Consider the following 11,662-nt stretch of genomic DNA (forward strand, 5'->3'; position numbering starts at 1 on the left):
CGGCCGCACCGGGGCCTCGTACGGCCGAATCCGCGGCCGCTTGCGGCTGCCGGGCCGGGAGGTCGGGGGGAGGATGGAGGCACCCGGGGGTCGGAGCCCGGAGCACCACGAGCGGACCCGGCGCACCGCTCCCTCGGCGGCGGACGGGAAGGAGCGGTCGGCATGAACACGTCGGACGATCTCCCGGCCGGCCCCGGACCCCGGGCGGGGGAGGGTCCCGGGCCCCGTTCCGTCTCCGGTGCCGCCCCCGAACCCGTCGGCCCCTCCAGCGGGCGCGGCCTGCTGGACGTGCTCGGCGTCGCCGCGGTGGTCCTCGACGAGGAGGGGAGGATCAAGCTGTGGAGCCCACAGGCCGAGGACCTGTTCGGCTACACCGCGCAGGAGGCCCTGGGACGGCCCGCGGCGCGGCTGCTCGTCGACGAGGAGCACCTGGGCGTCGTCCTGGCCCTCTTCCAGAAGGTCATGGGCACCGGGAAGCCGTGGGCCGGGGTGTTCCCGGTCCTGCACAAGGACGGCACCACCCGTCTGGCCGAGTTCCGCAACATGCGCCTGGAGGACCAGCGCGGCCGGCACTACGCCCTCGGGATCGCCTCCGACCAGGCCACCCTGCGCCGCCTGGAGCGCGACCTCGCCCTGTCGCTGCGGCTCGTCGCCCAGTCCCCGATCGGCCTGGCCGTCCTGGACACGGACCTGCGCTTCGTCCTGGTCAACCCGGCACTCGAACGGATCAACGGCCTGCCGGCCGCACAGCACCTGGGCCTGCGGATCCACGAGGTCCTGCCCCACATCGACTCCGCGGTCATCGACGCGGCCATGGCCGAGGTGCTGAGCAGCGGCGTGCCCCTGCTGGACCAGTTCACCACCGGGCGCACCCCTGCCGACCCCGACCAGGACCATGCCTGGTCGGTCTCCTTCTACCGGCTCGACGACCCGGGCGGGCGGCCCATCGGCATCGCCGCCTCGATCGTCGACGTCACCGAGCAGTACGAGACCTCCAAGGCCGTGGCCCAGGCCAGGCAGCGGCTCGCCCTGATCGCCGACGCCTCCGTGCGCATCGGCACCACCCTCGACCTCGGCGTCACCGCCCGCGAGCTGGGCGACATCGCCGTGCCGCAGCTCGCGGACGTGGCCACCGTCGACGTCATCGACGAGGTCATCACCGGTGACCACCCGCCCGGCATCGCGGACGGCGGGACCGTCCGGTTCCGGGCCCTGGCCGTCCGGGCGGACCGGCCCACTCCCGCCACCCGCGCCGCGGACCCGGTGGGCTCGCTCGCGCGCTACGACGCCACCCGCGTGGTCACACAGTGCGTACGGACCGGCCGCCCGGTCCTGCTGGCACACGCGGAGAGACAGGACCTCGACCGCATCGCCCGCGACGCCGAGGCCGCCGAACTGCTCGCCGAGGCCGGGCTGCACTCCTACCTCGCCGTACCGCTCATCGCCCGCGGCGAGGTCATCGGCGCCCTCGGCCTCCAGCGCACCTCGAACCCGCTGCCGTTCGACGAGGACGACGTCCTGCTCGCCGGGGAGCTGGCCGCCCGGGCGGCCGTCTGCATCGACAACGCCCGCTGGTACCAGAAGCAGCGCCACACCGCCCTGACGCTCCAGCGCCACCTGCTGCCACACCACCCGACGCCCTCGCCCGGCCTGGAGATCGCCTACCGCTACCAGCCCGCCGGGAGCTCCGCCGAGGTCGGCGGGGACTGGTTCGACGTCGTCCCGCTGCCCGACGACAAGACCGCCCTCGTCGTGGGCGACGTCATGGGCAGCGGCATCAACGCGGCCGCGGCCATGGGGCAGTTGCGGACCGCCGCCCGCACGCTGGCCGAGCTCGACCTCGACCCCGCCGCCGTCCTGACCCGCCTGGACCACACGGCCACCGGCGTCGGCCACACCATGGCCACCTGCGTCATCGCCGTCTACGACCCGCACCGCGGCACGTGCCGCATCGCCACCGCCGGCCACCTGCCGCCCGTACGGACCGGCCCGGGCCGCCCGCCCGAGCTCCTCGACCTGCCGACGGGCGCGCCCCTCGGGGTCGGCGGCGTGCCCTTCGAGGCCACCGCCCTCGACCTGGCCGTGGGCGACGAACTGGTCCTGTACACCGATGGGCTCGTCGAGACCCGCGACCAGGACATCGACACCCGGCTGCAGGCCCTCACCGTGCTCCTCGACGACCCGGAGCGCCCCCTGGAGGAGACCTGCGACCTGCTGCTGGGCAGACTGCGCCGGCCGGACGACCGCGACGACGTCGCCCTGCTGATCGCGCGCGCCCGACCGCTGCGGTAGTACGGGCTGCGGCCCTCCGCCTTGCGGTGCACCGCACCGGACGCCGCGAGCCGGCAAACCCTTCCGGCCGGAGCACCGGGAACGGCAGTCGGGACGGCGCGCACACAGGCACAGCACGGCGCGCGGGGGGCGCGCAGGACGGCGCACGAGGAAGGTCGCGCCGGGGCACCGTACCAGCCCTCCGGGGTGTTGTTCGGATGTTTGTCCATTCGTGATGGTCCTTCCAAACGGACGCCACAACTGGCACTAGCGTCCCTTGCCACCCGGGGAGCGCGGGTGCACGACGGCAAGACTGCCGCGGCCTACCGCCCCTGCCGCCCCTCCCGGCCCCTCGCAGCAAGGAGGCACAGTGCTCTCAATCCGCCGGTCGGCCGTCGGCAGCCTGTCGGTCGCTTCGAAACACGTGCTGGGCACGACCGCCGTCATCGGCGCCCTCGCCTTCACGCTGATCGCGTTGCTCATCCCCGTGCAGAGCTTCGGCGGCAAGTCCGCTGCGGCCAACACGTCCGCCGGGGGCGACGACGACGGCCTCGGCACCCTGAGCACGGCCTTCGGGCCGCTCACGGCCCAGGATCGGGACTTCGTCCGCAAGGTGCGGCTCGCCGGGCTGTGGGAACTGCCCGCAGGGCGGGACGCGGTCCAGCGCGGCAAACGCCCCACGGTCCGCACCGCCGGCGAGCACCTCATCGAGGGCCACACCGAACTGGACCGCCGCTCCATTGAAGTGGCCCAGGCCCTCGGCATGGAGCTGCCCAACCAGCCCAGCGCCCAGCAGCAGGAGTGGCTGGCCCAGCTCGCCGCGGCCCAGGGCCCCCAGTACGAGCAGCTGTTCGCGCAGTTGCTGCGCCGGGCGCACGGCAAGGTGTTCGCGGTGGTGGCCCAAGTGCGCGCACAGACCCGCAACTCGATGGTGAGGCAGCTGGCCAATGACGCCAACACCACCGTCCTGGACCACATCACCGTGCTGGAGGCCACCGGCCTCGTCGATTTCGACGGGCTCGCGGACGCCCCGCCCGCGGGGTCCGGCAAGGCTCCGGGCTCCGGCTCCGGTGTCGCCCCCGTGCCCCTCCCCGCCTCCTCCACCCTTTCCCGACCGACGAAGTGAAGTGATCGCATGAGTCAAAAGGGCCACAAACGCCGTCTGCGGACGTCGCACAAGGTCCTCGTCGTGATGTCCGCCCTGGTCCTGGGCGGCGGCGGGGTCGTGTTCGCATCGCAGGGCGCCTTCGCCGGACAGGACGGCAGCGCACCGGTGACCGCCACGATCGACTGTCCCGACGTGGGCGACAAGCTGAACAACGTGCCCGACCAGGCCAGGGGAGAGGTCGACAAGAACCTCGCGCAGCTCGACACCCAGGTCGCCAACGCGTACGCGCAACTCTCCTCGGGCCGCGCCAAGGGCGACGCCCTGCTCAGCGGGCTGAAGCAGCAGCGCAGCGGCACCATCTCCGCCATCGGCAACGCGCTCGGCAAGGCGGGCGCCCGCCAGCAGGGGCTGGAGGGCCTCAGCGGCTGCAAGATGACGAAGACCGCGGCCGCCGGCCCGAAGGACAACCCGGCTGCCCAACAGGGCGCCGCCGCGCAGGGCGGCGGTGCCCAGCAGGCCAAGGGCGGCCCGGCCAAGAGCGACTTCGTCTCCATCGGCTCGGTCAAACCGAACGTCAACAAGCCTGCGGCCCGTGGGGGCGCGTCCAAGGGGTCCTTCTCGGTGAACTGCGGTCGCAACGAGAACGGCCACTTCAACCCCGACAACGTCATCGTCGCGCCGGGCGTCAGCAACGGCGCCCACCACATGCACGACTACGTCGGCAACCTGACCACCGACGCCTTCTCCACCAACAACAGCCTCGCGGCCTCCGGGACCACCTGCACCAACGGCGACCAGTCCACCTACTACTGGCCGGTGCTGCGAGTGCAAGACGGCCGGGCCGAACGCGACGCCAAGGCGCCCGGCGGCGGACAGGACCTCAACGTCGGCACCATCCTGAAGCCCAAGCAGGTCACGATCGAGTTCAAGGGCAGCCCGGTCTCCAAGGTCGAGGCCATGCCCCGCTTCATGCGGATCATCACCGGTGACGCCAAGGCCCTCACCAACGGCAACGGCAACGCCAACGCCTCGTGGAGCTGCACCGGCTTCGAGAACCGCCAGCTGAAGGACAAGTACCCGGTGTGCCCCAAGGGCAGCGACGTGGTCCGGACGTTCAACTTCCAGAGCTGCTGGGACGGGAAGAACATCGACAGCGCCAACCACCGCACCCACGTGGACTTCGCGAAGAAGGACGGCACCTGCAAGCCCGGCTTCAAGGCCATTCCGCAGCTGGTGCAGCGCATCGTCTACAGCGTGCAGCCCGGTCAGCGCATCGCCGTGGACAGTTTCCCCGAGCAGTTGCACAAGCCGGCGACCGACCACGGCGACTTCATCAACGTGATGTCGGACGGCCTGATGAGGCGCGCGGTGGGCTGCATCAACGACGGGCGTGCCTGCCGCTGATCCCCCGGTCCCTCGGCGGCGGCGCTCGCCACCTCCCACCTCCACGGCGTCGCCCCGAGAGCGGTGCCGGCCCGAAGACGACTTCGGGCCGGCACCGCATATCTGCATATCTGCATATCTGCTTGTGCCGCCGCCCGCAGGGGCCCGAGGGGTCCCGGAACACGATCCAGGAGTGCCCGCCATGTCCGGCTCCCGTCGTCCCACGGCCCGTCCGCACCGCGCGGAGGGGCCCGTTTCCGTGTCCGGCCGTCAATCCGCAGCCGGATCCGGATCGCCGCCGCGATTAGCGCCCCGGGCCGGATCCGACTCGGGACCCGCCCCCGAATCCGGCACCCGATCCGAGGCCGGGCCCGAGCCCGGTTCCGAGCCCGGTTCCGGACCCGGCGGACCCGCGGCCGGGCGGCGCGAGCCCTCCGACGGGGACCTGATCCGGCGGCTCCGGCAGGCGTACGCCTCCGGGACGGGCGCCCCCGAGGTCTGCGAGCTCCTCCACCGGCGGCACGGCGCGGCCGCCTTCGCCTGCGCCCGCCGCTGCTGCCGCGCCCCGCAGGACGCCGAGGACCTCGCCTCCGAGGCCTTCCTCCGCACCCTCCAGGCCGTCCGCTCCGGCGCCGGACCGCGCAACCACTGGCGCCCGTACCTGCTGGCAGTGGTCCGCCACACGGCCATCGAGTGGCGGGCGGGGGCCGGGCGTACCGTCCTGACGCCCGACGTCGAGCCGTGGTGCCCGCCGGGGCCGGGCGGGGACGACCCGCAGCGCCGGCTGCTGGAGCACGAGGACCGCAGGCTCGTCGCCCGCTCCTTCCACACGCTGCCCGAGCGGTGGAGGGCCGTGCTGTGGCACACCCTCGTCGAGGACGAGTGCCCGCACCCCGTCCCCCTGCTGCTGGGCATCACCCCGAGCGCCGTGACCTCGCTGGCCTTCCGGGCCCGCGAAGGGCTGCGCGAGGCGTACCTGAGGGCCCACTTCGACTCCGCCGCCGACGACCGCTGCCGCCGCTTCGGCAGTGTGCTCGGGGCGGCCGTCCGGCGCCGCGGTACACCCCGCGGCCGGGCCCTGGCCCGCCACCTGGCGGGTTGCCCGTCCTGTGCGCGGGCGTACGCCGAACTCCTCGACCTCAATGCAGCGTTGTGCTCCGCGGCCCCGCCGGTGCCCGCCGGCCGCTGAACGCACCGCGGCCCCGGTCCCCTCGCGCCGTGTGGCGGTGAGGGGACCGGGGCCGAAGGGGGTGTGTTGCCGGACCGGGCCGGGCACGGGACGCGGTGGAGGAGGCTCCGCCCCGTACACGGCGGTGGTCGCTACAGGCCGTTGACGCGGGCCATGCGGCCCACGCCCAGGGGACGGAAATCGGTCGCGGCGGCGCGGGCCTTGCGTCCCACCCGCGAGTACTGGCGCCGTACCTGGGCCATCAGGCGGCGGCTGCGCAGGGCCATCTCCAGTTCGAAACGGGTCCGGGGGTCGCGCAGCCCGGGGCCGAAGAGCTTCTCCAACTGGCGCATGCGGTAGCGCACCGTCTGCGGGTGCACGCTCAGCGCCTTCGCGGCCTCGGGTGCTCCGCCGCCCTCCAGCCACGCGAGCAGGGTCACTTCGAGCCGTTCGCTCTGGCGGGGTGTCAGGTCCGCCAGCGGTCGCAGCCAGCGCGCGGCCAGTGCGTGCGCCAGCGGCTCGTCCTGCAGGAGCAGCAGGGTGGAGAGGTGGTCGTCGACGAAGAGGGGCCGCCCGTCCGTGCCGGGGCGGTTCGGGGTGAGCGCCAGCAGCCGCAGCGCCCAGCGCAGGGAATGGGCGGTGTCGCGGGGGGCGACCGGGTGGCCCACGGCGGCGAACCGGCCGCGCAGCAGAGCCTCCAGAGCGGTGCGGGCGTCCGGGTCCTCCGGGCTGGGGACCAGCAGGCACGGCTGGCCTCCGACCATGCCGGCGAGGGCGTCGTCCAGGGCGGCCGCGAGCTGCTGGGTCTCGCCCGGCGTGGCCAGGGCGATGGCGCGGATCTCCGGGGGCAGCGGCCAGCCGGCCATGCGGGCCAGCTCCGACAGGGCGATTTCAGCCATGGGCATGTCAGATGTGAGGGCGGAGAACAGCTCCCTCCGCGCCCGTTCGGAGGAGGGGCTGCCGGTGCCGTCGGACGACACCACCGTCAGCGGGGCCGCGAGCCTCCTGCGGCCCTGCTGCGGAATCCGGCCGCGGATCTCGCCCAGCACGCGCTCGTCCGGATCCGGCTCCCGGCCCGGGGCCGGGAACCGGTCCTCGTCCGGGTCCTCGTGGTCGCCTTCCGCGACGGGGCCGTCCGCGTCCATGTCCGGATGTACGGCCGCGGCGTCGTACGCACCCGCACCGCCGGCCGCTCCGGGCCGGTGGTCGGGGGCGGCGCCGTGCTCCGCCCGCGGGCCCTGATCCTGTGTCATCGGCTCGCGGTATCCGAGGGCGGTGAGCAGGGCCGCCTCGAACTGCGCTCTGACCACCTCGTCGTCGAGGTCATCGACCAGTGCCGCGAAGCCGGGGATCCCGTCCCTCAGCTCCTCCACCATCCCGGAGGCCAGCGCGGGCAGTTCCCTGCGCAGGACCCGGGTCCATTCGCCGCGGGGGCGGGCCCAGATACGGTTCAGCAGTTCGCACATTGTTACCTCGTTCATGCCGGGGTACGGCCTGCCCCATGGGGGTGTGAGCAGGCCCGTCGAGCTGCTCCACTCCCTCTCGGCGCCTGTGCCGACAGGGGAGTCGAGCTCCTCGTACACCCTCCAGGAGAGGGTCAACCACTTGCGGTCCCGCGGCTTTGCCTCGATTTTGCCGACGGGGAGGTGTGGTGGCGGACGTGGGGTCAATCCCGGTCCCCACCACACCGCTGGAACGGAATCTTCCGGGGCTGATCGGCAGGACGATGCCAGACGCACAAGAACTTGTCACGATTCGATAAAACCTGTGGAGGCGTTGCAAAGGTCCACGATGCTTCTGCACTCCGGCCCCCGCTCCCGGCCGGCGCGGTCCTCATCTCCGGCCCGCCGCGGAGCAGTTCCGTCGACCACCCCGGGCGCCGAGTGCAATGTGGAGTGCCTCGGGCCCAGGTGTATGGGAGAACCCGATGCCCTTGTCCCAGACCCGCGCGCCCCGCTCCCACCGGGCCCGCAGCACCAGACGCCGTGCCGACGCGGCCGCGGCCGTCGGCCGGCGGGCCCTGCGCCGGCCGCTCATGCTGTCCGCAGCCGGAGGTCTGCACCCCGCCGCCCTGGCCGCCGTCGCCCTTGCCGCCCTGCTCCTCCTGGGCGTGGCCGCCCGGGCGGGCGCGCTCACCAACCTGTGGGACTTCCTCGACTTTGGGGCGGGCGTCCTCTCGCTCGTCTCCCTCACCTCCGCCGTCCTGTGGGGCCTCGCCGCCACAGACCGCCTCCTGTTCACCTCCGGCCTGCGGATCGTCGCCCAAGGGGTGCACCGCGGGCTCGCCGTCTCGGGCCTCGGCTTCCTCGCCCTGCACATCTGGATCAAGATCGCCGAGTCGCGGACCGGCGTCGTCAACGCCCTCATCCCCTTCACCGATGAGGACCAGCCGGTCCTGATCGGACTCGGCAGCCTGGCCGGATACCTCTTCATCAGCGTCGCCGTGTCCGGCGCGGTCCGCAGCGCGTTCGCCACCAAAGGGCGCTCCCTGTGGTGGCGGGCCCTGCACGTCGGCGCCTACCCGGCCTGGGGCGCCTCGCTGGTGCACGGCCTCCAGTCCGGCCGCGTCGCGGCCGGCTGGGTCACCGTCGCGTACGGGATGTGCATCGTCGGGGTCGCCGGGGTGCTGCTCGTACGGCTCCGCAGGAGGCTGCAGGCGGAGCGCGACCGGCCGGCCGCCGCACAGCAGCAGTCCGCGGCCCGGGGCACCGGACCGGACCAGACGCGCTCGACCGACCGGTTCCTGCGGCGGCCCGCGGAATGGGCCGCCGAGCGCCTGACCGCACGGATCGCCCGGCAGACGGACGACAGCGCCGGCCCCCGGCCCGGCCCGCTCGCCGACCCGCCCGCGCCGACGTACCCCGGCTCCTACGCCGACCCGGTCCAGGACCCGCTGCTCACCGCCGCCACCGTGCGGGGCGTGCCCTCGCAGCGGCCGCCCCTGTCGCCCGTTCCCGCGAACCCGCCGTACGGCGCGGGCGCGGCGTTCGTCACCAGCCGGCTCGACGTCTCCACCGACCGGCCCGGCGGCCGGTCCGCGGGTGGCGCGCGGAGGCGGTCGTGACGAAGACCCCGGCCCTCGGCTGCGTGGGCCAGCCCCGGGTGCTGGCAGGGCTCGACGCCCTGCCGCGCCTGGACCGGGAAGACCACCTCGCCGTACACGGGCCCGTGCCCTCGTACAGGCCCGAGGAACTCGTGGAGCTCGCCGAGGACATCGACCTGCGCGGCCGCGGGGGAGCGGGGTTCCCCTTCGCGCGCAAGCTGCGCGCCGTCATGCGCACCGCCCGTTCGCGCGACGGGCGCACCGCCCTCGTCATCAACGGCAGCGAGGGCGAGCCGAGCTGCCTCAAGGACAAGGCCATCCTGCTCAACTCCCCGCACCTGGTCATCGACGGAGCCCTGCTCGCCGCCTCGGCGATCAACGCCGAGGACGTCGTCTTCGGCGTGACCCGGGACGACGTCGAGCGGTCGCTGCGCACCGCCATCGCCGAACGGGGGGCCGGAGGCCTGGTGCGGGTCGCCATGCTGCCCGAGCGCTTCGTCACCGGCGAGGGCACCTCCATGATCAACGGCATCGAGGGCGGGCCCACGGTCCCGTCCGGGCAGAAGGTGCGGACCAGCGACCGGGGCCTCGGCGGCGTGCCGACCCTGCTGTCCAACACCGAGACCTACGCCCAGCTCGCCATCGCCGCCCGGATGGGCGCCGCCGGCTACCGCACGGCCGGCCTCCCGACCGAACCGGGCACGACCCTGCTCACGGTCGCCGGCTCGACCGTCCTCGAAGTCCCGCTCGGGACCTCACTGGCGTACGTCCTGGAGCTGTGCGGCACCTCACCGGGCCAGGGCGTCCTGATCGGCGGCTACCACGGCCGGTGGCTGACCGCCCAGGCGGCCCGCAACGTGCTGCTCTCCCGGCAGTCCCTGGCCACGGTCAAGGCCGTGCTCGGGGCGGGGGCGGTGCTGCCGCTGCCGGAGGACACCTGCCCGGCGGGGGAGATCGCCCGGGTGGCCCGCTGGATGGCCGACGAAACCGCAGGCCAGTGCGGGCCGTGCTTCCGGGGGCTGCCCTCGCTCGCCACCGCCCTGGAGGACGTGGCCACCGGGGGAGGCCGCGCCGCCTTGGACGCGATCGAGCTGCGCATGCAGGCGGTACGCAAGCGCGGTGCCTGCAGCCATCCGGACGGCACCGCGAACTTCGTCGCCTCCGCGCTCGCCACCTTCCCCGACGAACTGCGCGACCATGCCCTCGGCAGCGGCTGCGGACGCCGTGTCGTCGGATGCCTGGCGCTGCCCGAGGACGACGAGAGCCCCGAACAGCTCGTCGTGGACTGGACCCTGTGCAGGGGCCACGGCCTGTGCGTGGACCTCCTGCCGGAGGTCGTGCGCCTGGACGTCGACGGCTACCCGGACAAGGCCGTCATGCCGCTCCCCGGACGGCTCCGGCCCAAGGCCGCGCGCGCGGTGCGCCGCTGCCCCGCGCTCGCGCTGCGCATTCAGGAATGAGCCCGCCGCAACCGGCCGACCACCGACCGGAGTTCAGCGATTAGCAGGATCCGATAAATTCCCGGGCATTTCAAATATGAGACCTCCGCAGGGTTTATGAATTACTCAGCAAGGCAACGCCCCCGGGATCAACCCGAAGGAGTGACCGTGAACAAGATTCGCCGCGTGACGACTGCCGGATCGGTGGCCGCAGTTATTTTGCTGGCGGCCGGCTGCGGCAGCGGCGGGAACACCGCCGGCGGCAGCGCGAATTCCGTACAGCCCGCGGGCGCCGGAAAGGCCCTCGCGGACGCGTACGGCTCGGGAAACGGGACGGGCGGGTACGGGGCGAACCCGGGTCAGCTGACCGGCTCGGGCGCCGGGGCGGATGCCGCCGCCGGCAAGGGCGGCGGGCCGGCGGGCCAGCTCGCCGTACGGGAGATCGCGAACGTCGGCAGCGTGGTCACCGACAGCGCCGGCGTCACCCTCTACCGATTCGACAAGGACACCCCGCAGCCCCCCAAGTCCAACTGCGACGGGGACTGCGCCACCGCCTGGCCGCCGGTCCCCGCCGACGACGCGTCGGCCTCGGCCGGCATCGAGGCGGGCCTCCTCGGCGCGGTCACCCGCACCGACGGCACCAAGCAGCTCACCCTCGCGGGCTGGCCGGTCTACCGGTACGCCAAGGACACGAAGGCAGGTGAGGCGAACGGCGAAGGCGTCGGCGGCACATGGCACGCACTGGCGCCGGACGGCAAGAAGGCAGTCGACAAGAAGCAGAAGGCAGGAGGCAATTCCGGAATGGAGGCGGGCTCGGGAACAGGATCCGGATACGGGTCCGGTTCCGGGTCCGGCGACCAGTCGGCAAAGACAGGAACGGAGCTCTCCGTGGCAGCAAACGAAAAACTCGGCAAGATTCTCGTGGACGGGCAGTGGCGCACCCTCTACCGCTTCGACAAGGACAGTGCGTGGCCCATGAAGATCGGATGCGTCGGCTCCTGCACGGACACCTGGAAGCCGGCCGCGCCCGTGGACAAGACGAAGACCACGGGCATACGGCCCGAGCTCATCGGCACGGTGAAGCGGCCGGACGGAAGCGAGCAGCTGACGATCGACTGCTGGCCCGTCTACACCTTCACCGGGGACACCGAGCCCGGTCAGACGAACGGCCACAAGAAGCAGAACCTATGGTTCGCGGTCACCGAGACCGGCAAGAAGGCCGCCTGACGGCCCCCGCCGACCCCCCACCC

At 73.2% G+C, this 11,662-nt stretch carries 8 protein-coding genes; 7 read left to right on the forward strand and 1 reads right to left on the reverse strand.

Annotated features, from left to right (window positions below; genetic code table 11):
• Window positions 1–162 precede the first annotated feature (162 nt).
• The 4 genes from HYE82_RS27505 to HYE82_RS27520 all read left to right on the forward strand — a co-directional run bounded on the left by HYE82_RS27505 (window position 163) and on the right by HYE82_RS27520 (window position 5,951).
• On the forward strand, window positions 163–2,292 hold the full coding sequence (locus HYE82_RS27505) for a SpoIIE family protein phosphatase (RefSeq protein ID WP_179176863.1): 2,130 nt from the start codon (window positions 163–165) through the stop codon (window positions 2,290–2,292).
• A 349-nt stretch (window positions 2,293–2,641) separates the two neighbouring features.
• Complete coding sequence (locus tag HYE82_RS27510; protein ID WP_179176864.1) at window positions 2,642–3,397, forward strand: DUF4142 domain-containing protein; 756 nt, start codon at window positions 2,642–2,644, stop codon at window positions 3,395–3,397.
• Between the two features lie 9 nt (window positions 3,398–3,406).
• The gene (locus HYE82_RS27515) at window positions 3,407–4,783 is read left to right on the forward strand and encodes a DUF1996 domain-containing protein (RefSeq protein WP_179176865.1); all 1,377 of its coding nucleotides are present in this window, start codon (window positions 3,407–3,409) and stop codon (window positions 4,781–4,783) included.
• 238 nt (window positions 4,784–5,021) lie between these two features.
• A complete protein-coding gene (locus HYE82_RS27520; RefSeq protein ID WP_309144462.1) occupies window positions 5,022–5,951 on the forward strand; it encodes an RNA polymerase sigma factor in 930 nt (309 codons plus the stop codon).
• A gap of 131 nt (window positions 5,952–6,082) precedes the next feature.
• Here HYE82_RS27520 and HYE82_RS27525 read toward each other — a convergent pair whose 3' ends face one another.
• Window positions 6,083–7,411: a CdaR family transcriptional regulator gene (locus HYE82_RS27525; RefSeq protein ID WP_256987780.1), complete on the reverse strand. Its 1,329-nt coding sequence runs from the start codon at window positions 7,409–7,411 to the stop codon at window positions 6,083–6,085.
• 446 nt (window positions 7,412–7,857) lie between these two features.
• Here HYE82_RS27525 and HYE82_RS38480 point away from each other — a divergent pair, with 446 nt between their 5' ends.
• From HYE82_RS38480 to HYE82_RS27535, 3 genes are all read left to right on the forward strand, one after another.
• On the forward strand, window positions 7,858–8,994 hold the full coding sequence (locus HYE82_RS38480; protein WP_256987781.1) for a hypothetical protein: 1,137 nt from the start codon (window positions 7,858–7,860) through the stop codon (window positions 8,992–8,994).
• Entirely contained in the window at window positions 8,991–10,433 is a 1,443-nt protein-coding gene (locus tag HYE82_RS27530; RefSeq protein ID WP_309144463.1) for an NADH-ubiquinone oxidoreductase-F iron-sulfur binding region domain-containing protein, read from the forward strand. The genes HYE82_RS38480 and HYE82_RS27530 overlap by 4 nt, the downstream gene beginning before the upstream one ends.
• A 147-nt stretch (window positions 10,434–10,580) precedes the next feature.
• Entirely contained in the window at window positions 10,581–11,639 is a 1,059-nt protein-coding gene (locus tag HYE82_RS27535) for an SCO0930 family lipoprotein (RefSeq protein ID WP_309144464.1), read from the forward strand.
• Window positions 11,640–11,662: the final 23 nt, after the last annotated feature.

The organism is Streptomyces sp. BR123, assembly GCF_013401435.1.
Classification (GTDB): Bacteria; Actinomycetota; Actinomycetes; order Streptomycetales; family Streptomycetaceae; genus Streptomyces.